The sequence below is a fragment of the Apibacter sp. B2912 genome, assembly GCF_009827835.1.
Lineage (GTDB): Bacteria > Bacteroidota > Bacteroidia > Flavobacteriales > Weeksellaceae > Apibacter.
The window spans coordinates 217,897-241,962 of record NZ_WINV01000001.1 but is presented as its reverse complement, the minus strand read 5'-3'; the positions used below and the strand labels follow the sequence as shown (position 1 = coordinate 241,962).

Annotated in this window: 22 protein-coding genes and 1 tRNA gene; 12 read left to right on the top strand and 11 right to left on the bottom strand. The window is 29.2% G+C overall.

Going from position 1 to position 24,066, the window contains the following annotated elements; genetic code table 11:
* Position 1 precedes the first annotated feature (1 nt).
* Together GFV01_RS01005 and tsaE are read right to left on the bottom strand one after the other, a co-directional pair.
* Positions 2–1,195: an alanine dehydrogenase gene (locus GFV01_RS01005; RefSeq protein WP_160564186.1), complete on the bottom strand. Its 1,194-nt coding sequence runs from the start codon at positions 1,193–1,195 to the stop codon at positions 2–4.
* A 1-nt stretch (position 1,196) separates the two neighbouring features.
* Complete coding sequence (gene tsaE / locus GFV01_RS01000; protein ID WP_160541933.1) at positions 1,197–1,598, bottom strand: tRNA (adenosine(37)-N6)-threonylcarbamoyltransferase complex ATPase subunit type 1 TsaE; 402 nt, start codon at positions 1,596–1,598, stop codon at positions 1,197–1,199.
* Between the two features lie 99 nt (positions 1,599–1,697).
* Here tsaE and GFV01_RS00995 point away from each other — a divergent pair, with 99 nt between their 5' ends.
* The 3 genes from GFV01_RS00995 (at position 1,698) to GFV01_RS00985 (ending at position 4,524) form a co-directional block, all read left to right on the top strand.
* Positions 1,698–1,895 (top strand): C4-dicarboxylate ABC transporter, encoded by a 198-nt coding sequence (locus GFV01_RS00995; RefSeq protein WP_160564185.1) that lies wholly within the window; start codon positions 1,698–1,700, stop codon positions 1,893–1,895.
* Entirely contained in the window at positions 1,885–2,778 is an 894-nt protein-coding gene (locus tag GFV01_RS00990) for a PstS family phosphate ABC transporter substrate-binding protein (RefSeq protein WP_160564183.1), read from the top strand. The genes GFV01_RS00995 and GFV01_RS00990 overlap by 11 nt, the downstream gene beginning before the upstream one ends.
* A gap of 87 nt (positions 2,779–2,865) precedes the next feature.
* The gene (locus tag GFV01_RS00985; RefSeq protein WP_160564181.1) at positions 2,866–4,524 is read left to right on the top strand and encodes a hypothetical protein; all 1,659 of its coding nucleotides are present in this window, start codon (positions 2,866–2,868) and stop codon (positions 4,522–4,524) included.
* 232 nt (positions 4,525–4,756) lie between these two features.
* Here the strand turns inward: GFV01_RS00985 and GFV01_RS00980 are convergent, their stop codons facing one another.
* From GFV01_RS00980 to GFV01_RS00970, 3 genes are all read right to left on the bottom strand, one after another.
* Positions 4,757–5,341, bottom strand: coding sequence for a cysteine dioxygenase family protein (locus GFV01_RS00980; RefSeq protein WP_160564179.1), 585 nt, complete (start codon positions 5,339–5,341; stop codon positions 4,757–4,759).
* Between the two features lie 213 nt (positions 5,342–5,554).
* Positions 5,555–7,255 carry a lysine--tRNA ligase gene (gene lysS, locus GFV01_RS00975; RefSeq protein WP_160564177.1) on the bottom strand — a complete coding sequence of 567 codons (1,701 nt, stop codon included), beginning with the start codon at positions 7,253–7,255 and terminating at the stop codon, positions 5,555–5,557.
* A gap of 234 nt (positions 7,256–7,489) precedes the next feature.
* Positions 7,490–9,160, bottom strand: coding sequence for a hypothetical protein (locus GFV01_RS00970; RefSeq protein WP_160564175.1), 1,671 nt, complete (start codon positions 9,158–9,160; stop codon positions 7,490–7,492).
* Between the two features lie 682 nt (positions 9,161–9,842).
* Here GFV01_RS00970 and GFV01_RS00965 point away from each other — a divergent pair.
* The 6 genes from GFV01_RS00965 to GFV01_RS00940 all read left to right on the top strand — a co-directional run bounded on the left by GFV01_RS00965 (position 9,843) and on the right by GFV01_RS00940 (position 15,758).
* A complete protein-coding gene (locus GFV01_RS00965; protein WP_160564173.1) occupies positions 9,843–11,165 on the top strand; it encodes an ammonium transporter in 1,323 nt (440 codons plus the stop codon).
* A 104-nt stretch (positions 11,166–11,269) separates the two neighbouring features.
* Complete coding sequence (locus tag GFV01_RS00960; protein WP_160564171.1) at positions 11,270–11,848, top strand: sugar transferase; 579 nt, start codon at positions 11,270–11,272, stop codon at positions 11,846–11,848.
* Positions 11,849–11,860: 12 nt separating this feature from the next.
* Positions 11,861–12,526, top strand: coding sequence for an HAD family hydrolase (locus GFV01_RS00955; protein WP_160564169.1), 666 nt, complete (start codon positions 11,861–11,863; stop codon positions 12,524–12,526).
* A gap of 10 nt (positions 12,527–12,536) precedes the next feature.
* Entirely contained in the window at positions 12,537–13,607 is a 1,071-nt protein-coding gene (locus GFV01_RS00950; protein WP_160564167.1) for an acyltransferase, read from the top strand.
* 83 nt (positions 13,608–13,690) lie between these two features.
* Positions 13,691–13,764: transfer RNA gene (locus GFV01_RS00945), tRNA-Arg, on the top strand.
* Positions 13,765–14,126: 362 nt separating this feature from the next.
* Entirely contained in the window at positions 14,127–15,758 is a 1,632-nt protein-coding gene (locus GFV01_RS00940; RefSeq protein ID WP_160564165.1) for a M1 family metallopeptidase, read from the top strand.
* A gap of 303 nt (positions 15,759–16,061) precedes the next feature.
* On the opposite strand, the gene GFV01_RS00935 is transcribed toward GFV01_RS00940, so the two are convergent.
* The 4 genes from GFV01_RS00935 to mutY form a co-directional block, all read right to left on the bottom strand.
* A complete protein-coding gene (locus GFV01_RS00935) occupies positions 16,062–17,387 on the bottom strand; it encodes a hemolysin family protein (protein WP_160564163.1) in 1,326 nt (441 codons plus the stop codon).
* Positions 17,388–17,408: 21 nt separating this feature from the next.
* Positions 17,409–17,990: a gliding motility lipoprotein GldD gene (gene gldD / locus GFV01_RS00930; RefSeq protein WP_160564162.1), complete on the bottom strand. Its 582-nt coding sequence runs from the start codon at positions 17,988–17,990 to the stop codon at positions 17,409–17,411.
* A gap of 332 nt (positions 17,991–18,322) precedes the next feature.
* On the bottom strand, positions 18,323–18,703 hold the full coding sequence (locus GFV01_RS00925) for a single-stranded DNA-binding protein (RefSeq protein ID WP_105298023.1): 381 nt from the start codon (positions 18,701–18,703) through the stop codon (positions 18,323–18,325).
* Positions 18,704–18,750: 47 nt separating this feature from the next.
* Positions 18,751–19,743 carry an A/G-specific adenine glycosylase gene (gene mutY, locus GFV01_RS00920; RefSeq protein ID WP_160564160.1) on the bottom strand — a complete coding sequence of 331 codons (993 nt, stop codon included), beginning with the start codon at positions 19,741–19,743 and terminating at the stop codon, positions 18,751–18,753.
* A 95-nt stretch (positions 19,744–19,838) separates the two neighbouring features.
* Here mutY and GFV01_RS00915 point away from each other — a divergent pair, with 95 nt between their 5' ends.
* On the top strand, positions 19,839–20,132 hold the full coding sequence (locus tag GFV01_RS00915; RefSeq protein ID WP_105298021.1) for an HU family DNA-binding protein: 294 nt from the start codon (positions 19,839–19,841) through the stop codon (positions 20,130–20,132).
* A 263-nt stretch (positions 20,133–20,395) separates the two neighbouring features.
* Positions 20,396–21,955, top strand: a complete 1,560-nt coding sequence (locus GFV01_RS00910) for an Rne/Rng family ribonuclease (RefSeq protein WP_160564159.1) — start codon at positions 20,396–20,398, stop codon at positions 21,953–21,955.
* Positions 21,956–22,116: 161 nt separating this feature from the next.
* Here the strand turns inward: GFV01_RS00910 and crcB are convergent, their stop codons facing one another.
* Positions 22,117–22,491: a fluoride efflux transporter CrcB gene (gene crcB / locus GFV01_RS00905; RefSeq protein WP_160557157.1), complete on the bottom strand. Its 375-nt coding sequence runs from the start codon at positions 22,489–22,491 to the stop codon at positions 22,117–22,119.
* 80 nt (positions 22,492–22,571) lie between these two features.
* The gene (locus tag GFV01_RS00900) at positions 22,572–23,114 is read right to left on the bottom strand and encodes a gamma carbonic anhydrase family protein (protein ID WP_160564157.1); all 543 of its coding nucleotides are present in this window, start codon (positions 23,112–23,114) and stop codon (positions 22,572–22,574) included.
* 77 nt (positions 23,115–23,191) lie between these two features.
* Between GFV01_RS00900 and GFV01_RS00895 the strand changes: the two genes are divergently transcribed.
* Positions 23,192–24,061, top strand: a complete 870-nt coding sequence (locus tag GFV01_RS00895) for a NifU family protein (protein ID WP_160564155.1) — start codon at positions 23,192–23,194, stop codon at positions 24,059–24,061.
* The last annotated feature ends 5 nt before the right edge of the window (positions 24,062–24,066 follow it).

Sequence of the window (24,066 nt, the reverse complement as noted above, 5' to 3'; positions counted from 1 at the left end):
CTTAAATAATTAGTAAATGAATGTCTTGGTACGGCAGGTCGTACCAAGAAGCTATCTGTCTATTAGTAATTCTGCCTTTGTACATATAAATGCCCTGACAAATTCCACGGTTTTTTCTAAACATAGCTTCAAATCCTCCTTGATTGTTCAGATTAAGAAAATAACTTAAAAAGAAATTACTTAAAGCTTTAGAAGCGGTTCTTGCAAATTTAGAAGTGATGTTGGGAACACAATAATGTAGGACTTCATGTTTAATAAAAGCTTCATTTTTAGCATTTATTTCTGAGGTTTCAAAAACTCCTCCGTTATCAATGCTTATATCAATGACAACAGATCCCGGTTTCATTCTTTTAACAGTATTTTCAGGTACAATAATCGGCGCCCTAAGTTCTCCCTTTAAACATCCAATGGCAACATCGCAGCGAATTAACGCTTTGCTGAGCTCTTTCGGGTCTATCGTAGATGTATATAACCGTCGTCCCAGTAATTCTTGAAATCTTCTAAGTCGAGTAATAGAATTGTCAAACACTTTTACGGTGGCTCCTAACCCTAAAGCCGAACGTGCGGCGCTTTCTCCCACATTTCCTGCTCCTATAATTACTACGTTGGATGGTCTAACGCCGGTTATCCCGCCCAGTAAAAGACCATTTCCCCCATGAGTAGAAGACAGTAATTCAGCGGCGATGAGTATGCTGGAAACTCCGGCTATTTCACCAATAAGTCGTACAATGGATAATTCATTATGGCTGTCTCGTATATATTCAAATCCTAAAGCCGTAATCTTTTTTTTAGAAAGTTCTTCGAAATATTCTTTGCATTGAGTATTTATTTGTACAGCAGAAATCAAATAGGAATTTGGCTGCAAGTGCTTTATTTGATCTATGGATAAAGGTTCAACTTTTAAAATGATGGGTTGAGACAGAACCTCTTTAGGGTCGTATGAAATTTTTGCCCCTGCCTCGGAATATAAAGTATCGGAATAATGAGCCCCTAAACCGGCTCCACTTTCCATTATGATTTCAATACCATTAGAGCTTAGAACAGAAACAGCATCAGGAGTGAGAGCAATCCTGCTTTCAATCAAATGATCTTCTTTAGGAATACCAATACTGCATTTTCCTCCTTTTTTTATCACTTCAATTCGTTCCTCCAGGGGAATCAGCTCTTCTTCGGAAAAAGGTGTATAAATACCCATATTAGTTAAATGTTAAGTGCCTGGTTTGATCCATCAAATTTAATAAAATTTTATGATGTTCAGGTAATTCATTTTCACATATATCCGGCCATTCTATAAAACAATAATTATCGGAATCTATGTATTCATAAAAACCAATATTTATTAATTCTTCCATATATTTAATTCGATATAAATCAAAGTGATAAATTCTACCTGCAGGACACAGGTATTCATTTACTAATGAAAAAGTTGGACTGGTTATGGTATCATGGCATTCAAGTGTTTTGCATAAATATTTTACTAAAGTGGTTTTTCCGGCACCTAGATTTCCCTTAAGTGTAAAAATTTTATATTTTGAATTTGAAATTATTTCTTTAGCAACATCTTCTAAGTCTGAAAATGTATTGATAACATAATCCATATAATTTATTTTTTAAAAAGATTATAAGAATAGTAACTGCAAAAATAAGTAAATAAATATTTTTATATTTGTTATTTAGAATTCTTCAAAAAAAGAAGTATGAAGCTAAGTTATAAATCACTTTCCATATTTATTGGAATTGGGTATTTTATAATAGGAATATTAATTATTGTTTATAAAAAGTTTTTTATTGAATTAGAACCTGAATATTCTTGGATTTTAGGGGGATTATTAATAGTTTACGGATTTTATAGAGCTTACCGAGCGACTAAATATATTAGACAAAATGAACAATAGATTAATAATCAGACCCATAGTATTTTTAGCTTTTTTAATTATATGTATTTCGTGCCAAGAAGATATAAAAAAGAAACAAGCGTATAGGCAAGGGAATATAACTTTAGCTATTGATCCGTCACTTATGAATTTAGGCTCTGCTTTAGTTGAAGTTTTTCAATCCTCTTATCCCGAAACAAAAATTTTATTCAAGCCGGAAGTTGAAGATTTAGTGATCGCTGATCTTTTGAACGGTAAGGTTTCCATAGCAATGACTACCAGGGATTTATCTGCAGAAGAAGCCGGAATTTTATATAATCATACCAATGTTACTTATATTTCAACACAAATAGCGTGTGATGCAACCATTTTTGTTGTGTCAAAAGAAAGTTCCATTAAAGAAATTGACCAAACTTCTTTAAAATCAAATATTATTTCAAATGATAGTAAATTTGTATTTGATGGAGGAAATTCAAGTAATTTTAATAATTTAAAAAAAAAATTAGGGTTTAAACTTACTAAAAATCAAAAAATTAACTCATTTTCAAATGGAAAAGAGGTAATCCAATTTGTTAGTAAAAATAGCTCTCATATAGGAATTATTGGTTTGGATGTATTAAGTGAAGAAAATAGTAATGAAGTTAAGGAGTTCCTTTCAAAAGTGAGAATATTGCCTATAAGAAGAGCGGATGGTAATTTAATAAATCCGACGGTGCCTAATTTGCGTGAAGGTATATACCCTTTCACCAAAAGAGTTTTTCTATTAAATGCTGAAAACAGTTTTAAAATAGGGAGCAGTTTTTCAAGATTTTGTGGCTCTCAGAGAGGACAGCTTGTTGTTAAAAGGGCGGGACTTCAACCCTATTATTTGTATGAAAGAAGGATTCAGCTTCATGGAAGATAAATTTTAATAAAATAATAAAATTTAATACTATTTAAATACAAATAATAGTTAAAAATAAAATAAAAAGAAAAAAAATAAAGATTTAAAATGAATTACGCGAAAAAAGAAATAGGTGCAACATTTGTAATCTCTGCTTTGATGTTATCAGGATTTATGAATGCACAAAGTATTCAAGAAGGTATTAAGTATTTAGGAAGCGATCAATATAGCAAAGCCCAAAATACTTTTGAAAAATTAGCAGCTCAATCACCATCGGCAGACAATTATTATTATTTAGGAGTATATTATTTAACAATTTCTAAACCTGATATAGAACAGGCCTCACAAAATTTTAATAAAGGATTGGCTTTAGATTCTAAATCTGATTTAAACAAAATCGGATTAGCGACAATAAAATTATATCAAGGAAAAAAATCGGAAGCAAATGCAGATTTTGAATCCATCGCCAAAGGATCTAAGTACAAAAATGCGGATGTATTATATCAAATATCAAAAGCCTATCAATTATTTACCAATAAGCCGGAAAGTACAGATTATGATAAAAGTATCGAATATGGCCAAAAGCTATTAGACTTGGCTAAAAATAAAGATAAGTCCGAATACTATATAGTTTTAGGAAATGCCTATTTTGAAAAAAAAGATCCGGGTAAGGCAGTTTCCAATTATACCAAAGCCTTAGGAATTGCCGAAGATAAATCCATACCTTATGCATTAATAGGAAATATATGGGGGCGAACCAATGGACAAGGAAAATTAGCTTCAGAAAATTTTGACAAGGCCATATCAGCTAATCCTAATTATCCATTAACATACAAATATTTGTCAGACTTTAATGTGAGAAGCGGTAATTATAATGAAGCTTTTAAAAACTTACAAAAATATATTTCTTTGTCAGGGAACAACGATTCCGAGACTCAATTTGAATTAGCTAAAGTTTCCTATTTTATTAAAGATTATGCAAAGTCTTTAGATTTACTGACTAAAAATTGGAATGATATATCCGACCCTTTAAAATTTAAGCTAAAAGCATTGGATTTAATTGAAAATTCTGATTTTTCCGAAGCCTATAAAAATATAAATCAATACTTACAAACCATTCCTGAATCAAAAAGAGAAGGTTCAGATTTTGGAATTTTAGGAAAAATACAATCCTCATTACTTAAAACTGCAAGCGGACAAGAAAAAGAGGAATTAACCAAAACCGCGATACTGAATTTAACCAAAGCCATCGGTCAAGGAGATAAAACCTATGATTATCAATCTATTCTTTTATCCTTACAACCGGGAGCTAAAACAGAAGCATCTATAACTAATTCCAAAATCGAAGCTTTGAAAAAATCGGTTGCGGCTGATGCCAACGATACAACTTCATGGTATAATTTAGCTTTAGAACAATACGAAGCTAAAGATTATTTAGGCTCTGTTGCATCATGGGACCAATTGATTTCTCTAATTCCTACCTGGGAAGTAGCTTATGCCGGAAAAGGTATGGCATTATACGCGTATGATTCGAGTGATAAAAGCGGTCTTACAGCTCAAGCCTTCCAAAAATATATTGATATGGTTGAACCGAAGAAAGAATATTCAGCTAATGAAAAAGCATATTTAGCTATTGCCTATACTTTTTTCGCTTATAAAGAATATCATGAAGGAAATAAAGAAAAAGCAGAATCTTATTTAAACAAAACATTATCTGTGGATCCTCAAAATGCAGATGCTTTAAATCTTCAAAAACTTTTACAATAATTATTTATAATTTATAAAATTAAATAGCTATTTCATTCATTTAAATGGAATAGCTTTTTTTGTTTCTAAACTTTTAAAATAAAAGAGACCAAAAAAATAAGATTATAAAAAAATTAATATTAGAAAAGGTAAAGGTTAGATTCTTGGTTAGGGGGAATAATACACAAACGAAAATTCTAACTCAATTTGAGTTAGAATTTAAATATTTTAAAATTATACTAGATTTAACTAGCTATAAATGAGTGATTTTCTCGTAATTATCTTTAGGTAAATCCCAAGAACAGGAGGTAGCCTTATCATTTAAGATAGCTATTTTTCTATTTTCAATATCAAAAATTCTAACACCTTTTAAAGAAGTTTGAGGAGTGTGATAAATATGTAAGCTAACAGATATTTCCGAAGAATTATTAACTACCGAATGAATACCTCCTAAATCTTCAGGAAAAATAGCACCTTCAGGAGCTACGCCTTCTCCATTATATACTATGAAATTTTTATCTTCAATGTAACTAACTTCTGTAAGATTTCCTTTTAAAACTTTTATTAATCCGTCGTAGTTTAAGTGGTCATGAATGGCAGTTTTATTATTTATTCCCCAAAGCATTAAAATCGCACAGCATTTATTAGCAAAAATAGGTAAACGAACATAACTGCCTTCCGGAACATTTACTTTATTAATTGAAAAAGTTGCATCGTAATCATTGAAATTATATTTAAATAATTCTGATGCAACTTGCTCATAATCAGAGTTACTTAATTTTAGATTTTCTATACAGCTAAGTAATTCTTGACTTTTATTTTTAAATATCGTTTCCATAATCATTTATTTATTTTGATTTTAAACAAAGATAATAAATATGAATTTAATATCATCTAATTCCTATAGATTTAGTGGTAAATAAAAACATTTTTTTTAGTTCATTTTTACAAATTGACTTATAATAGAATGTATGGGTTCTAAATTCGATATATTTTAATTGAAAAAGGCTATCTAAAAAGATAGCCTTATAAATGTTATTTCAAAATATTTTTATGAAATTAATTCAACTGTTTTATTTTCATTGGTAACAGTAACAGTAATCAATGAATGTTTAGAAAGCGATTTCATGGCTTTGTCCCATTTTTTTCCACTTAGTCCGGCCAAAGATTTTAATTCACTTAATTCCATAGAAGAATTATTATCTTGTAATAATTTGATGATAATCTTTTCTTCCTCAGAATGTTCAATAGAAGATGCTTTTTGCTCGGGTTTCATTTGCGGGAAAAATAATACTTCTTGTATAGACGGATTATTAGTAAGGAACATGATTAATCGATCCATTCCTATACCTAAACCTGCAGTAGGAGGCATACCGAACTCCAATGCACGTAAAAAATCCTGATCAATAAACATCGCTTCATCATCTCCTTTTTCAGACAATTTTAATTGTTCTTCAAAACGTTCTCTTTGATCTATGGGATCATTTAATTCTGAATAAGAATTAGCAATTTCTTTTCCGCAAACCATTAATTCAAAACGTTCGGTTAATTCAGGATTATCGCGGTGCTGTTTGGTTAATGGAGACATTTCTTTGGGATAATCAGTAATGAAGGTTGGTTGTATAAAATTACCTTCACACTTTTCTCCGAATATTTCATCTATGATCTTTCCTTTACCCATAGTTTCATCTACCTCAATACCCATTTCTTTTGCCGCATTTCTCAATTCCTCCTCAGATTTTCCGGTTATATCAAAACCCGTAAATTTTTTAATAGCATCAGTCATAGAAATTCGGGCATATGGAGCTTTAAAATCAATTTCATGTTCTCCAAATGTTGCTCGGGTAGTTCCGTTAACTGCTAGGGCGCAATGTTCCAATAATTGTTCAGTAAACTTCATCATCCAATTATAATCCTTATAAGCAACGTAAATTTCCATTGCAGTAAATTCAGGATTATGCGTTCTGTCCATTCCTTCATTTCTGAAGTTTTTAGAGAATTCGTAAACACCTTCAAAACCGGCAACAATAAGACGTTTTAAATATAACTCATTTGCTATTCGTAAATACAATGGAATATTTAAAGCGTTATGATGGGTTATAAACGGTCGAGCCGCAGCTCCACCGGGAATAGATTGGAGTATAGGGGTTTCAACTTCAAAATATCCTTTATCATTAAAAAAGGATCTCATAGCATTAAACAGACGAGTCCGTTTAATAAAAATATCTTTAATATGGGGATTAACTACTAAGTCAACATATCTCATTCTATATCTTAATTCAGGATCATTAAATGCATCATGGACTTTTCCATCTTCATCAACTTTAGGTAGAGGAAGCGGTCGCAATACTTTTGAAAGAAGTTTAAAATCGTTAACCATTACGGTTTTTTCGCCCATTTTAGTAACAAATAATTCTCCTTCAACTCCTATAAAATCACCTAAATCGAGCAATTTTTTATAAAAATCGTTATATTTAAATTTATCATCGTCGGGACAAATTACATCTCTGTTAAAATACAGCTGAATACGCCCGGTGGTGTCTTGCAGCTCAGAAAAACCCGCTTTTCCCTGAATACGATTAGACATAAGTCTTCCGGCAATCACAACCTTCTCTCCTTCTTTAAATTGATCTTTTATTTCTTGGGCAGTATGCGTAACTTTATATTCTGCAGCGGGATATGGATCGATACCCGCATCCTTAAGTTTTTGTAATTTTTCTCTTCGAATTAGTTCTTGTTCTGAAAGTTGCATAATAACAATTTTATCGTGCAAATTTAGTAATAATCTGTAAGTCCTTTAAAATGTTTACCGTATTTATTTACTATTCTTTTTAAAAATTCTTCACGATATCTTATACATCTTAAGAAAAATTTAAAAATTGATAATTTTAATGTTATACATTTTGATTTTTTTGAGGAAATATTAGTTCTATAAAAAAAGGTAGACAATGAGCGTCTACCTTTACTAATATATTACTAAGAAAAATTACCTTACAAATGCAATTTCAGTAACCGGGCTTCCGGTCAATGGGTCTAATATTCCATTCGCTATATAACCGTTAGCATCTTTAATAGTTATATTTTTAACATAACTAATTTTAGATATATTGAAGAAATTGATTTTTCTGAAAGGAATACACATGTTGAATTTAAATGAGTTAGAAGTTACATTATATGGCAACACTTTAACTGTTTTATTGGACTCAAGAAGAGTACCATTATCAGCATATACATCATAAGTTATTTCTAAATCACCGGAAATTGTTTTACCTGGTAAGCTGTATTTATAATCCAATAACACATCATATCCAAAAGAGGTCAAACCGCTACATGGTACAATGGTAGCTTTACCCACTTTAAAATTTGAAAAAGAAACAGAATTAATATATTCTCCTTTTTTCCATATATTTATAGATTTTTTGAAAATATCGGTGGTATAGGCAGGTAAGCCTAAACTTGAAAAAGTGAATGCCGCAGAAGTATAGACTGTTCCTTGTGAAAAACTTTTAGAATCACCTGAAGAAGTTCCATTACCTATATTAGAAGTTTTAAGTCCTACAGTTATTTTACCTTTAACATCAATTAATTTAGATTGGAAAACTTGAACTTGAGGTATGATGATAAATTTCATGTCGGTTAAAACTTCTCCGTATAAATTATTAGTAAATCCGTCTATTTTTTGAATTCCATTTTCATAGATATAATCCGGATTATTATCAAGTGTAAATTTAACACCTAATTTTATATTACCTTCGGCTTTAAAGCTCACGCTAGATCCTCTGTAAACGTTTGCTTCAATTTCAGTTGGAAAATTAATTTGGTTTACACTAATTTTAACCGGAACGTCTCCTAAATATTTGCCGGTAGGAATTTTTATTTCTACACTATATTTTTTTAAATAATCGATCAGGATTTGTGGAACATTATCGATAAAATCATGAGAAAATTTACCTTTAAAGTCTTTATCTAATGTTAAAGTCGGATTATATTCTGTATGGCTGTTATAATACATCTCAATTACGCTAGGTATAATGCGTGATTTATCAAAACCTAATTTTACAGCGATAGAAGGGGTTAATTTACTGTCCGGATTAAAAATTAGCCCTTTTACACGAAATTCTTTATTAAAAATCAAAGGATGAAAAACGTATTCTTTATCGTAAGCATTTTTAAGTGCAAGTAAAGAACTATTCTTATTGTTGTTAGTATCATCAATATTTAAAGATAAGCTTAACGTACCGTTTTCAAAAACATCGCCTATATTGGCATCCGTTGTTTCTAAATTATAAATATCATTTTTTTGATTAATTGAGGTGATATTTCTTATATACGTCGAATCTTGGGTAATTAAATAAACCGTATTACCCGGGATTAGTTCTTTACCGATTTTTTCAGATATGTTTTGTAAACTAATAAATCCTCTTGATAACTCCTCTTTAGTACTAAGAATAGAACTATTTTCTGTATTCAAGGTTACTAAATTAGGATTTACTTCCACATTATCAAATGAATAGGTAACTCCTTGTATAGAGCCGGACTGATTGATAATTTTCTTATCATTCAAAGAATGAGAGGGGGATGAACCATCATGTAAGTCTTCATTATTACATGAATATAGCGCTAAAATAGTGCTAAGTGTTAAAAGAATTTTTTTCATAAAAATTGTTATTAAAAAATTAGTAATTCATTTAAAATCAGTTGTTTATAACTTCCATTAATATAGTTTTTAATTTCGGATAAATATATATTATTTTTTAATATATAGAAATAAAATACATTAATATTTATCTAAATACTTTTAACGTATAATTATATAGTAGTTTATATGTAATAATTTTTATAGAATTGGTGTTTGCATGATAAATGTTTAATACTAAGTACATTTTTAAAAGAATTTTGCAAGTCTAGTTTGAAAAGAACTTGTGGGTTTTATTTTTAAAATACTATTGAATGAATCGCAAATATTATAAAAATTTTTTAAAAAAATTATATAAAATAAATTTAATTTGAGTACTTGCAGATGTTTATAAATATATTTTTATAGTTTTTATAAGTTGAGTAATTCATTGTGTAACGAATTACTTTCTTTTAAGAAGGTACACGAAGAGTTCTTTAAATAAGAGATAAATATATTAAACGATTTAAATAATCAAATGTTTAGATTAAATTTTTATCCAATATAATATATAAATTAAATGCAATAAAAATAAATTGTGGTATTAAAAAATAGGGGTATATCTTATAATTTATTAATATTTATAATTTATACCCGTTAAAAAACATATGTTTATTTTGTTTTTAATTAAAAAATTATATTTTTGCTGTATAAAATATTGGGTATGCGTAAATATATTTTAATTCTAATTTTAATTTTCGTAGGTTTAGTAAGCCTTTTTTCAAATACATTATTTTCAGCAGAGTCTTCAAAAGCAGTTGCAGAAGGCATAAATTTTAATTCTGCTGATGTAGCTTGGATGTTAGTAGCTTCAGTGCTTGTTTTTTTAATGACTCCCGGAGTAGGTTTTTTTTATGGAGGAATGGTTAACAGTAAAAATATAATAAGCACTATATTTCAGAGCTTTATAGCTATGGTGACAATAACCGTTTTATGGTTTATCTTTGAGTTTGGATTGGCATTCGGACCGGATATAGGAGGTATCATAGGAAATCCATTACCTCATATGTTTATGCAAGGGATTGGAACAACTTCTGCCTGGGTAGGAGCGCCTACCATCCCCATACTTTTATTTGCCCTCTTTCAATTAAAATTTGCCATTATAACTCCGGCATTAATTTCAGGAGGTGTTGCAGAGCGTATAAAATTCTGGGGTTATTTATTATTTATAGTTATGTTTTCAATTTTTATTTACTCCCCCCTGGCACATGCTACATGGCATCCGGAAGGAATATTGGCAAAAGCAGGAATATTGGATTTTGCCGGAGGCACGGTGGTTCATATGAGTTCAGGTTGGGCTGCCTTAGCAGGAGCTATTTTTTTGAAAAAAAGAAGAGATACAACTCTAGCAGCTGCACAAATACCTTATGTAATTTTAGGCGCAAGTTTGCTTTGGATTGGTTGGTTTGGATTTAATGCGGGATCATCGTTTGCGGCTAATGAGTTAGGTGTACTAGCTTTTGCAAATACAACGGCAGCCTCTGCTTTAAGTGCTTTAACTTGGGGATTTTTAGAAAAAATTAATGGGAAAAAATTATCTTCAGTAGGAGTTTGTGTAGGAGCAGTAGTGGGGTTAGTAGCTATAACCCCGGGTGCAGGATTTGTTTCTTTAGGGCATTCATTGTTTATCGGATTAATTGCCAGCGTGATTAGTTTTTACATGGTTAAATTTTTCCATACTAATGGGGTAGATGATACCTTAGACGTTTTTCCTTGTCATGGAGTGGGAGGTATGGTAGGAATGCTCTTAACCGGAGTTTTCGCGGATAAGTCTATAAATGAAGATATTCCTTCAAACGGATTGTTTTTTGGAGAGACCACATTGTTTGTTAATCACTTTATAGCAATGATTGCCGTTTCCATATTTGTTTTTTTTGGAACGTTGTTATTATTATTTATTGTAAATAAAATTATTCCATTAAGAGTTGACCCTGATAAAGAAGAATTAGGTTTAGATATATCACAACACGGTGAAAAAGTTTTTTAATAGTTATTAGAATATTTATTCAATGTTTATTTTAAAAGGTGCTTAATAGGAAAAGGATTTCGTAAGAAATCCTTTTTCTTTTATAATTTTGTATAATAAATAGTATGAAGAAAAATAAAATTATAGCAGATTATATATTAGCATTAATATGCTTTATTATTTTTCTTGTCCCCATGATAATTATATTTATTGCGGTTACATTTGACACAGGTATGATTGGAATCTTTACTCAAAATAGAATAGGTAAAAATGGTAAACATTTCAATTTGTTCAAATTTAGAACGATGAAAGGGGTATATACATCAACGGTCACTACACATAAAATGCAAATCACCCAATTAGGTAAATTTTTAAGAAAATATAAATTGGATGAATTACCCCAAATTTTAAATATTCTTATAGGTGATATGTCTTGGGTGGGTCCCAGGCCCGATGTTCCGGGTTATGCGGACAAATTAGAAGGGGAAGATAAAATTATTCTTTCCGTAAAGCCTGGAATTACAGGTCCGGCTCAACTAAAATACAGAAATGAAGAGGAAATTTTATCTAAAGTTGAAAATCCACAATTATACAATGATACGATCATTTGGAAGGATAAAATTAATATAAATAAAGATTATGTAAAAAATTGGTCATTAACAGGAGACTTTAACTATCTGTTTAAAACTATATTTGTAAAATAAAAAATTAAAATTATGATTAAGTTGGCTATTTTTGATTTAGACGGAACTTTACTTAACACGCTAAATGATTTAGCTGATTCATGTAATTATATTTTAGAAAAGAATCATTTACCGTTACATACTTTAGAGTCATACAAAAATTTTGTTGGTAATGGAATGGCCCAATTGGTTGAAAGAGCTTTGCCATCCAAATTAAAAAGCGATTTTGAGGTAATTGAAAAAATTAAAGATGAATTCATTGAATACTATACTAAACATTCAGCTATAAAGACAGCTCCATATGACGGAGTTTTTGAAATGTTAAAATCACTGAGTTCTATGGATATAAAACTGGCAGTAGCATCCAATAAATTTATGGAAGGTGCTCAAGAATTAGTAAAAAAATATTTTAGTGAAATAAAATTTTCATCTGTTTTAGGACAAAGAACTAATGTTCCCATGAAGCCGAATCCACAGATTGTATACGATATTATGAAAGATTTAAATGTAACTAATAAAGAAGAAATTATTTATGTGGGGGATACCGGAACAGATATGCTAACAGCAGTAAATGCAGGCATAACAAGTATAGGGGTTCTGTGGGGATTCAGATCCGAAGAGGAATTAAAAAAGCAAGGAGCTCAATATATTATAAATTATCCAGAAAAATTATTAGAAATAGTAAATAAATACTTATAAAAAATCAGTAATGAAAGATTCTAGGGTGCCGGTTTTAGATGGATTAAGAGTTTTATCTATTGGTATGGTAATGCTAGGGCATTATTACAATTTCTCGAAAAATGAAATTATTAAAAATATAGCTATATATGGATATATTGGAGTTCAAATTTTCTTTATTATATCCGGATTTGTTATATCCATTTCTTTAGAAAAATCGAAAAATTATTTAGAATTTCTTAAAAAAAGATATATAAGATTAGCTCCTGGAATGTTTGTATGTTCAACATTAACTTTTTTATTTTTTAAATACATTTACTTAGGAGAAGATTACTCACATTCTAAAAATATTTATAATTATTTAATTGCAAATGCTTTTATTGACCCGTATTTCTGTAATATACCCTATGGTTATAATAAGTTTTATTATATAGATAATTGCTACTGGAGTTTATGGGTTGAAGTGAATTTTTATTTTTTAATAGGTTTTTTATATTTTTATTCGCCAAAAAAAATGATGAGAAATTATATAATAATTTGTATCATAGGTATATTTTTCTACGTGTTATTTTGGAGTAAAGCAGGGCATATTATTTTACAAAATTTCATTTCATCTGAAAAAATAAATTATTATAAATATGTCAGTAGATCTTTTGTATTTTTTCATGAATGTTTATGGTTTCTAATAGGAATGTATTTATATAAACTATATAACAATAAAAAAGACTATAAAATTATAGTTTATATTTTTATATTATCTATCATATTAGCGTTTTGGAGTAGACACGTTAAATATCTATTGATTCATACTATAATAATATCCGTTTTTTTAATTTTAATATACTTTCCTAAATATCTATCCTTTTTAAATAATAAATGGATTGTGAAATTAGGCATAGCCTCATATTCATTATATTTAATTCATTATCACATTGGCGTTGCAACAATAAAAACTATATATAATTATTTTGGAAAAGAAATACTTTTCATACCTTTACTTATTGCTTCATTAGCTTGCATTTTTTCATTGTTTAGCTATAAATATTTAGAAACCCCTATTTCTAAGATTTTAAAAAAAGTATTATTAAATAAAAAGATTTGAAATGAATAATGAAATTTCATTGAAAAATTCAAAAAGATTTTAATAGAAAAAAAAATTTTATTAGCTTTGCACGCAAAATAAATGGCCGCGTAGCTCAATTGGATAGAGCGTCAGATTACGGCTCTGAAGGCTGAGGGTTCGACTCCTTCCGCGGTCACTGAAGTAAGTCATTTTAAACGAGTTAAATAGCTTGTTTTTAATGACTTTTTTTATTGAAATTAGAATTTTAACAATTTTAATTAATGTATAAAGCTTAATCAAATTTCATCAAAATAGTTAATAGGGATTTACTAATTGAAATTAACTACAATAGTAAGTAATTTGACTTCAAATGTGAAATACGATTAAATTAGAGTGAAGTTCATTAGTGTCTAATATTTTTTTACCAATACGTATAATAAATTTTTCATGATTTAAAACTATTTTACAATAATTAAAGTAAAGTACAAGATACTTACATCCTATACGTTCTTTTATATAATTAGTTTAGCAAATAAATCCATCGTAAAAGTATTCTTTATGAAATCTCTTAAATTTCAAAACATTATATTTTTATTCTTCCCTCTAATTTTTGTTGCTCAAGAAAGAGCTTTATTTATATTTAAAGATTCGATAGAAAGTAATAAAAATAAGTATGTAGATCATTGGGATGTAAAACATTATGATCTAATCATTGAACCGGACTTTACAACTAAATTTTTAAAAGGATCAAACAAAATTAAATTCCAAAATAAAGGATCTGATATAATTCAAATTGATCTTCAAAATCCAATGAATATTGATAGTATTTTGACTGTAAAAAATAACCGTGTACCATTTATAAAAAAAGGAAATTTTTATTATTTAGACTTAAGTAGCGATGCAGAAAAAGAAAATGTTGATCAGGAACTCATTATTTATTTTAGCGGAAAACCTAAAATTGCAGAAAATGCTCCCTGGGATGGAGGTTGGATATTTTCTAAAGATAGAAATGGTAAAGATTGGATGACCGTTGCTTGTGAAGGCATTGGAGCTAGTGTGTGGTTTCCATGCAAGGGCTATTTGGGAGATGAACCGGATGAAGGAATGACCTTAACTATTGTTACCAATAACCACTTAAAAGGTATAGGCAATGGGAAACTTAAAGATAACTGGAATGAATCACAAAAAAATTATTTTAAATGGCAGGTAATTAATCCCATAAATTCATACAATATAATTCCCTATATAGGAGATTACGTAAATTTCAAAGATGAATATAAGGGAGAAAAAGGAAATTTAGAATTAAGTTATTGGGTTATGCCTGAAAATTTAAATAAAGCTAAATTTCAATTTTCACAAGTAAAAAAGATGCTTGAAGCGTTTGAATATTGGTTCGGCCCGTATCCTTTTTATGAGGATGGTTATAAGATCGTTGAAGCGCCTTATTTGGGCATGGAACATCAAAGTGCAATTGCTTATGGCAATAATTATAAAAATGGCTATTTAGGTCAAGATAGAAGTGACACGGGTATAGGGTTGGATTGGGATTTTATTATAGTTCACGAATCCGGACACGAATGGTTTGGCAACAATATTTCTAATGCGGATATTGCAGACATGTGGATACATGAAGCATTCACTACCTATTCGGAAACGTTATTTGTTGAATATTTTTATGAAAAGGAAAAAGCAAATAGGTATATAATAGGACAAAGAAAGAATATTAAAAATGATATTCCCATTATAGGAACGTATTCTAAAAATAAAAAAGGAAGTTTAGATATGTATGATAAAGGAGCTAATATGATACATACCATAAGACAAATTATTGGAAGTGATGAACTGTTCAGAAATATACTCAGAGGTTTAAACCAAGATTTTTATCATCAAACTGTTACTTCGAGTCAAGTAGAAAATTATATATCAGAAAAATCAGGAATTAATTTTTCTAAAATTTTTGACCAATATTTAAGAACCGTAGATATACCCGTATTAAATTATTATATAAAAGATAATGCCTTATTTTATAAATGGTCAAACGTTGTTAAAGGCTTTTCAATGGAAATAAACACGTCCATAGGTAAAATAAAACCAACAGAAAATTGGAAATCCATCAAACCTAAGAATTTAATCAATAAATTTTATGTTGATGAAAATTTTTATGTTAAAGTTTATAAATCAAATGAATAACTCATTTCTTTTTTAACTTTTTAATGGTAATAATTGAAATACTTATAAATCCTATCATTGTAGCAAAAAGATAGGTTAAGAACATAAAATTTAAATACTTAGCAGGTATGGGATCATACCAATAAATAATAATCATTTCTGCTGCCTGAAAAAATAGTAATATACCGACTATGTATAAAATTATGAAAAACATATATTTCATTATATCGGTAGTTTTTAGTAAAAACCGATAAAGCATAAATGAAATAATAATAAATCCAATAAAGAGTAAACTATAAATAAAGTAAACCATAAAAAATAGTATTAATCAGTAATTTCATCTTCAGCGGAACTCTCCTCGTTTTCTTCCGTAGAATTAAGTTTTTCCATTAATACTTTATCTATTCTATTTGCATCTTTATCTACAATTTCAAATGAAAATCCGTTATAATTGAATTTTTCGGCAACTTCAGGAATATACTCCATATGATAAATAATAAATCCGGCTAATGTAACATATTCATCATCGTCTAATTCTATAATAGTATCATCAAAAAAGGAATTTAAATCTCTAATTCCTATATTACCGTTAACTAAATATGAACCATCTTCACGTTGCACAATTTCTGTCTCCTCTTCATCGCTCTCAGGCATGTCACCTACAATACCTTCAATAAGGTCTTGCAAAGTGATAATACCTTGAAAAGTACCATATTCATCTACAACAAAACCCATATGCTGTTTATTTTTACGGAATTCCTGTAAAATATCAACAGAATGCATATTTTCATGAATGAAGATCGGAGTTTTTAAAATGGATTTGATATCAAAATTTGGTGTATTTATATTTTCATAAAATTCTTTTATAGCCAAATAGGCATTAGCTTCATCTAAATTACCGTCACACACGGGAAATTTGGTAAAATTGCTGTCTTTAATTTGCTTTTCAATTTCTTCGAAGCTATCTTTTAAATTAATCCATTCAACTCTTTTGCGGTATGTCATTAAACTTTTTGCTTTTTGTTCTGAAAAAGCAAAAACATTCTGATGCAATTCACTTTCCTCTTTTTCTAAAACCCCTTGTAAACTAGCTGTCTTAAGCATATAAATTAGTTCGTCCTCAGAAATTTTTTCACCTTCCACATTTGAAATTTTAAATATCTTGTTAAATATATGGGTTGAAAATGAAAGGATTTTAACAAATGGATACAAAGCCATTGAAAAAACTTTGATAATTGGAGCAACAGTCAAAGCTATTTTTTCAGGATTTCTCATGCCGAAAGTCTTAGGAATCAACTCTCCCAAAACTATGGAAACATAAGTAATCAATGCTATAATTACCATATAAGACAGTTCATTAGCATGGGTTGCTGTCAATGAGAAATGCTCAAAAAATGGAGTAACGTATTTTACTAAGGTAGCGCCTCCATAAGCACCCGATACAATACCGATCAAAGTTATACCCACTTGAATAGAAGATAAAAAATCTTCCGGTTTTTCTAAAAGATTGAGTACTATTTGAGCCTTTTTATTTCCTTTTTTAACTTTGTTTTCAATTTTTTGCCTCTTTACAGATACTAAGGCAATCTCAGATATAGCGAAAAAGGCATTTAAAAGAGTTAATAATAAAAGAATTCCTATTTCTAACATTTTAATATAAAAAAATTAAGTTTATTCCCAGGTAGTTGTTTCAATCATTTTAATAATATCTTTTTCAATATATTCAACAGCAGGTTGTAAAGAATCAGGCCGAGGCTGAACTTTAAAATATAAATTTCCTGAAAGGAAATGTTTAATACTGTCTGTTACATAAAATTGAATATTTGAAGCAGATTCGCCTCCCAATCGATAAAGATTCCCAAATACCTTTTTTTCCGGATAAGAAAATGATTTGGTTTTTATAGAATTGGCTTTTATGGTATGTTCATATACAAGTCTCTGAGCTTCTTTTAATAGCGAATTTAAATTTCCGTTTACCTCAGAATAAGTTAAATATAGAGTTGCTTTCATGAATGGATAACTAAAATTGTACCAACAATTTTTGTGTTTATCCTCTACTTTAGTGAGGTTCGAATACTGAAATTCAAAAGGACATTTTTCTTTTTTAAAAAGTATGTAATTGGGTGCAGGGTATTCTAATCTTACCTGGCCGATTGGCTTAGGTAAATATTCTTCTTTCTTACAACTAAGTAAAAACAAAGAAAATAGAATAATAAAATATAAAATATATAATTTTTTTAATGATTTACCCATCTAAATAAATAAATTTAGTATTTAATTAAATAATATATATAACGAATTTTTAGATACAATACGTATATTATCCCATCTATTACCTATAAATAGAAACTTTTTATATAAATATTTTATCTTGTAATAAAAATATTTTTGAGGGAATATAGTATATGCAAAAGCAGTCAATGCACATACCTGTAGAATTTTACTAAATAACTTAAAGAAAGTTTTTCTCTTAAAACAATAGGAGAAGAGAAAATTATAAAATAAGAGGATATAAATTAATGAAATACTCGTGGGCCCGGGCTCGTCCATATAAATTGAAATTTTATTATAAGTATTTTTGAAGTTTAAAAATCATGCTGAATTATGTCTTCATTTTCAGGTTGTTTACCCAATAAGTTGGATAAAAATAAAATATTATCTGCAATAACTTCGGTAATATGTTTAGTAATACCGTTATCATCAAATTTACGGGTTTTAAGTTTTCCTTCAATGTAAACTTTACTTCCTTTTTTCAAAAATTTTTCACAAAGTTCTGCCAGTTTATTTCTTGCAGTTATATTATGCCAATCAGTTACATCTACTTTTTCTCCGGTTTCTTTATTCATATAACTTTCAGATGTGGCAACCGGAAAGTTAACAACAATATTTCCATCACTAAACCTATAAGATTTTACGTCAGTACCTAAATTCCCAACTAAAATTACTTTATTAATAGATGTACTCATTTTTATATATAAATTGATCGCATTGATGAGCAAAAATAATAAAAAATTTAATTATAAAATAAAAAATTTTCCATGGGTTTTGGAAAAGCGTAGCTTTTTAAGTTGTTTTTATTCAAAATTATAGCATTTATTTTATAGGCGACTTGATAAAAATCATTTTCATCAATTTCAATTTCTGAAATGGTAATAGTTAACAATCTATGACTAAGCTTATGTTTGATCTGATGGTTATGGATAATTTGGTAATTCTTGAAATTTTGGTCAAATAAGGGGAATTCATATAACCCTTTCCAAATCGAATTGTTATTTCTTTTTTTTATTAATGTTAAGTCTTTACAAAAAAGATAGGCATAATGTATACTTTCTTCTTTAATTTTAACCGAGGAAGATTTAATAGGAAGAACGTTTTGTAAATTATTAGTATAGGCCAAACATTCCTCCTGAATAATACATTGATCACATTTTGGATGTAACGGTGTGCAGACCATCGAACCGAAATCCATGATCGCTTGATTGAAATCACCCGGATTTTCCGGCATTAAAGGTTTAATTAAATCAAAAAAGTAGGTAAAAGTGCTACTTTTACTTATATCCTTTTCTGAGCCAAAAACTCTGGAATATACTCGAAATGCATTACCGTCCAGAGCAGGCACTTTTTCATTAAAAGATATTGAAGCTATGGCAGCGGCAGTATATTTTCCAATTCCTTTAAGTTTAATTATTTCATGATAAGAATTAGGGAAAATACCATTTAATTCATTTACAATGTATTTTGCGGTAAAGTGTAAATTGTGCGCTCTAGAATAATACCCCAATCCCTGCCAGGAATTTAATACTTCATCTTCGGCGGCATTTGCCAGAACTTTAACATTAGGAAACCGTTGAATAAAATTTAAATAATATTCATATCCTTGATTAATACGAGTTTGCTGAAAAATAATTTCCGAAATCCAAATGTTATAAGGAGAAAGAGTTTCCCTCCATGGCAGTAAGCGTTTATTGATTTTATACCATTTCTGTAAAAGACTAATAAAATTCACACTTTTAAATGTTTATAAGTTTTACTTTCCAAAAATAATATTATATTTGCAAACTCAAAATTTAATTAGAAGTATAATAATATAATATTAAAAGTATGACAAAAGCAGATATCGTAAATTCGATTTCAAGTAAACTGGGTCTTGAAAAAGTTGAAACTCAAAAAGTCGTGGAAGTTTTTATGGATGAGATTAAAACTGCTATGGCTAAGGGTGATAATGTTTATTTAAGAGGTTTTGGAACTTTTTTAATTAAAAAAAGAGCAGCTAAAACAGGAAGAAACATTTCTAAAAATACAACTATTAAGATTCCGGCTCACAATGTACCTGCTTTTAAACCAGCTAAGTCTTTTGTTGAAGACGTAAAAACAAATGTTAAAGTCAAAAATTAGTAATAATTAATAAATAAAAGAACACTATGCCAAGCGGAAAAAAAAGAAAACGTCATAAGGTAGCGACCCATAAACGTAAAAAAAGAAGAAGATTAAACCGTCATAAAAAGAAAAATAAATAATTTTCTTCTAACATAAAACTAAGGTTTTTTTACTTAAGATATTTGTACATTCTTTACCAAAGTTTAAACTCAAAAACAATAGGTAAAGAATGTTTTTGTTCAAAAATGAATGTGTATAAGGGTGGATAATTAATGTAAAAGATGAGTAAAGAATTAATAGTATCATACGAACATTCAAAAGTTAGAATTATAATATTAGAAGGAGGTAGGATTCAAGAACTTCATGAAGAAGAAATAGGAAATAATTTTACGGTTGGAGATATTATTATGGGCAAAGTAAAAAAACTTGCTCCAAGTCTTAATGCTTGTTTCGTAAACATCGGATACGAAAAAGATGCTTTTTTACATTATCTTGATTTAGGTCCACAAATTAAATCTTCATTAAAATATTGTAAAGGAGTATCTTCCGGTAAAATAAATTCACCCAAATTAACTTCGTTCCCTTTTGAAGAAGATATAAACAAGGATGGAGTTATACAAGATGTTCTAACTCCTAATCAGGATATACTCGTACAAATTACCAAAGAGCCCATTTCAACTAAAGGTCCTCGATTATCTTCCGAAATTTCTTTAGCCGGAAGGTATCTTGTATTGATTCCTTTTGCATCCAAGACATCAGTTTCAAGAAATGTATCTACTGCTGAAGAAAAAGACAGGTTGAAACAAATCGGAGAACAAATACGCCCTAATGGTTTCGGACTTATTATTAGAACGGTAGCAGAAGGTAAATCCGCTCAAGAATTACAATCGGAATTAACTAATCTTTTAAATAAATGGAACAATGTGTGCTTTCGTAATATAAAAAAAAGCAAAGCACCTGCCAAAATTTTGGGAGAGTTAGATAAAGCTTCATCAATTCTTAGGGATAATTTAAATGAAGATTTTGTTAGTATCGTTTGTGATAATGAGGAATTGGCCGGAGAGATGAAAGAATACCTTAATATTATTGCTCCCGAAAAATCTAAGTTAGTTAAATATTACGATTCCCATATTCCCATCTTTGAATATTACAATATAGATAAGCAAATAAAACAATTGTTTGGTAAGCATGTTAATATTTATCAATCGAAAGGCGCGTATTTGATAATTGAACATACTGAAGCCATGCATGTTATAGATGTTAATTCAGGGAACGTTACAGCCAATCAAAAATCCCAAGAAGATGCAGCCTTACATATCAACAAATTAGCTGCAGCAGAAATTGCTCGTCAATTACGTTTACGGGATATCGGAGGAATCATCGTTATAGATTTTATTGATCTAACTTCATCTCAACACAAAAAAGATCTTTATGAATATCTAAAAAAGGTAATGAAAGATGATAAAGCAAAACATAAAATCTTACCTCCAAGTAAATTTGGAATAGTTCAAATCACCAGACAAAGAGTACGTCCTCAAAAACAGTTGAATACAACAGAGGAAAATCCTAATATTAATGGAAAAGTAGAATCTCCTATTGTATTAGTAGATAAAATTCAACAACAAATCTTAAATGCCATAGTTTCAAATAAAGGCAAATTGTATTTGCATACACATCCATTTGTTGCAGCATATTTAACTAAAGGCATCAAAAGCATACGTAATGAATGGTTTCTAAATTACAAACGATGGATTAGGGTAATTCCTAGAGACAGCTTTAAATATCTTGAATTTCAAATTCAAAACGAAGAGAAGGAAGTCATTTATAAATTTTCAAATTAAACCCTATACTTATTTTTCATTCATTATACACTCTTTCTATCCTTCTTTTTTCAGCAGAAAAATTTAATTGAATAGTAGATTTTAAGCTTAAAGATCCGATTCTTATCGTTCTTAGAAACAACAATCATAGTTCGACTTTTACTCTAAAATTTATTGGTATATCAGATTTTAGAAATAAAATTTCCTATCCAAACACCCAAAATTCCTACCAAGATGCTGATACCTATATATAAAGCTAAAGTGAAGAATTGATGATTTTGATATAATTGCAAATTTTCCGCTGAAAAAGTTGAAAAAGTAGTATATCCTCCACAAAAACCGGTTACCAATAGTAATTTTATTTCATTGTTTATAAAATTAAATCGTTCTGATAATCCCAAAAATAATCCGATGACAATACATCCGCTACAATTTATAAGAAAGGTAGCTAAAGGAAATATTCCTCCATAATATTTTTGGATATAAAGTGTTAATAGATAACGAATGATTGTACCTAAAGATCCACCTAATCCTACTAAAAAAATATTATAAATCATAAAATAAAATTATCTTTATCTAAATCTTTATTATTAATAAAAAAGTGTAATCAAGTTAATAAATTTCTTGCATCGAATCCTTAAATGCCATTGTCATCATCATCATCTTCATTATTATACCATTTGCTGTATTTAAGATAATTGGAAGCCGTTTGATATATTTTATTTTTCATTAAATCTTCTGAAACCATACCTATTTTTTTTGCCGGAATTCCTGCCCAAATTTCACCACGTGATATAAACGTACCTTGAGTGACTACAGCTCCGGCAGCAATAATTGCATTACTTTCTACGGTTACCTCATCCATGACTATAGCTCCCATACCAACCAGAACATCATCGTGAATGGAACATCCATGGACAATTGCATTATGACCTATAGATACGTTATTTCCAATAAGGGTAGGATGTTTCATATAGGTACAATGAATGACTGCATTGTCTTGAATATTAACTCTGCTGCCAATTTTTATAAAATTAACATCACCACGGATTACAGCATTAAACCAAACAGAACTTTGGCTTCCTATAGTCACATCTCCGATGATTACGCATGTTTCTGATAAATAACAATCATTTTCAATTGAGGGAAATTTATCTAATACTTTTTTAAGTAGCGCCATATTTTTAAATAATATTATAATAATCTATTTATAGATACTAGCAAGTTATGTAATTTTGAAGAATTAAACTAAATGACATGAAATTAAAAATTGAAAAAACTCCCAATAAGAATATAGTTAAATTCGTTGCCCCCTCAACATTAGTAGAAGGCAGTTATGAAATATCGGATATAAAAAAAGCAGGTGATATTCCTATAGCACAAGAATTACTTCAATTGCCATTTGTTACTCATATTTTTATTACAGCAAATTTTATTGCTGTTCAAAAAAATGATATGGTAGAATGGGATATGGTCTTAGATGAAGTAAAAGAACTAATTGAAGACGAATTACTGGCGAATCCTTCAGTTGTTTTACAGCCGCGTAATACTCCCATATCTGTGTATGTAGAAATGACGCCTAATGCCTCTGTGATGAAATTTGTTACCAACAAAATTTTAGTTGAAGGAATAATTGAATTAAAAAATGAGAGCGAAGCTAAAGAAGTCCCTTTAGCACAATATTTATTTAGTTTTCCTTATGTAAAAGAAGTGTTTATATCGGATAATTTCGTTTCCATAACTAAAGCCGATGATTATAAATGGGAAGATATCTCTATGGAACTAAGGTATACTATTTCTGAATATTTAAGAGAAGAAAAAGAGATCAGCAACATAAAAAATTTTTCCACCTATAAAACTACAGATCATACGGAAAGAGAATTTTCAGAAATTGAAATTAAAATTAAAAATATTTTGGATGAATATGTGTTACCTGCAATTGCCGGAGACGGAGGTAATATAGAACTTATTTCTTTCGATGAAGAAACGAAGGTAGCTAAAATGCTTTTACAAGGCGCATGCAATGGTTGTCCATCCTCAACATTTACTTTAAAAAATGGAATTGAGGAACTTTTAAAACAAATGTTACCTAATGAAATTGAAGCAGTAGAAGCGATTAATGGGTAAATAAC

Excerpts from the sequence above, each read along its gene's own strand:
- GFV01_RS00900 (WP_160564157.1), bottom strand. The coding sequence starts at position 23,114 with ATGGCGCTACTTAAAAAAGTATTAGATAAATTTCCCTCAATTGAAAAT.
- lysS (WP_160564177.1), bottom strand. The coding sequence starts at position 7,255 with ATGCAACTTTCAGAACAAGAACTAATTCGAAGAGAAAAATTACAAAAA.
- GFV01_RS00985 (WP_160564181.1), top strand. The coding sequence starts at position 2,866 with ATGAATTACGCGAAAAAAGAAATAGGTGCAACATTTGTAATCTCTGCT.
- GFV01_RS00915 (WP_105298021.1), top strand. The coding sequence starts at position 19,839 with ATGACAAAAGCAGATATCGTAAATTCGATTTCAAGTAAACTGGGTCTT.
- crcB (WP_160557157.1), bottom strand. The coding sequence starts at position 22,491 with ATGATTTATAATATTTTTTTAGTAGGATTAGGTGGATCTTTAGGTACA.
- GFV01_RS00980 (WP_160564179.1), bottom strand. The coding sequence starts at position 5,341 with ATGGAAACGATATTTAAAAATAAAAGTCAAGAATTACTTAGCTGTATA.
- GFV01_RS00910 (WP_160564159.1), top strand. The coding sequence starts at position 20,396 with ATGAGTAAAGAATTAATAGTATCATACGAACATTCAAAAGTTAGAATT.
- GFV01_RS00995 (WP_160564185.1), top strand. The coding sequence starts at position 1,698 with ATGAAGCTAAGTTATAAATCACTTTCCATATTTATTGGAATTGGGTAT.
- GFV01_RS00940 (WP_160564165.1), top strand. The coding sequence starts at position 14,127 with ATGAAATCTCTTAAATTTCAAAACATTATATTTTTATTCTTCCCTCTA.
- GFV01_RS00970 (WP_160564175.1), bottom strand. The coding sequence starts at position 9,160 with ATGAAAAAAATTCTTTTAACACTTAGCACTATTTTAGCGCTATATTCA.
- GFV01_RS00950 (WP_160564167.1), top strand. The coding sequence starts at position 12,537 with ATGAAAGATTCTAGGGTGCCGGTTTTAGATGGATTAAGAGTTTTATCT.
- GFV01_RS00960 (WP_160564171.1), top strand. The coding sequence starts at position 11,270 with ATGAAGAAAAATAAAATTATAGCAGATTATATATTAGCATTAATATGC.
- gldD (WP_160564162.1), bottom strand. The coding sequence starts at position 17,990 with ATGGGTAAATCATTAAAAAAATTATATATTTTATATTTTATTATTCTA.
- GFV01_RS00965 (WP_160564173.1), top strand. The coding sequence starts at position 9,843 with ATGCGTAAATATATTTTAATTCTAATTTTAATTTTCGTAGGTTTAGTA.
- GFV01_RS00990 (WP_160564183.1), top strand. The coding sequence starts at position 1,885 with ATGAACAATAGATTAATAATCAGACCCATAGTATTTTTAGCTTTTTTA.
- tsaE (WP_160541933.1), bottom strand. The coding sequence starts at position 1,598 with ATGGATTATGTTATCAATACATTTTCAGACTTAGAAGATGTTGCTAAA.
- GFV01_RS00935 (WP_160564163.1), bottom strand. The coding sequence starts at position 17,387 with ATGTTAGAAATAGGAATTCTTTTATTATTAACTCTTTTAAATGCCTTT.
- GFV01_RS01005 (WP_160564186.1), bottom strand. The coding sequence starts at position 1,195 with ATGGGTATTTATACACCTTTTTCCGAAGAAGAGCTGATTCCCCTGGAG.
- GFV01_RS00955 (WP_160564169.1), top strand. The coding sequence starts at position 11,861 with ATGATTAAGTTGGCTATTTTTGATTTAGACGGAACTTTACTTAACACG.
- GFV01_RS00895 (WP_160564155.1), top strand. The coding sequence starts at position 23,192 with ATGAAATTAAAAATTGAAAAAACTCCCAATAAGAATATAGTTAAATTC.
- GFV01_RS00925 (WP_105298023.1), bottom strand. The coding sequence starts at position 18,703 with ATGAGTACATCTATTAATAAAGTAATTTTAGTTGGGAATTTAGGTACT.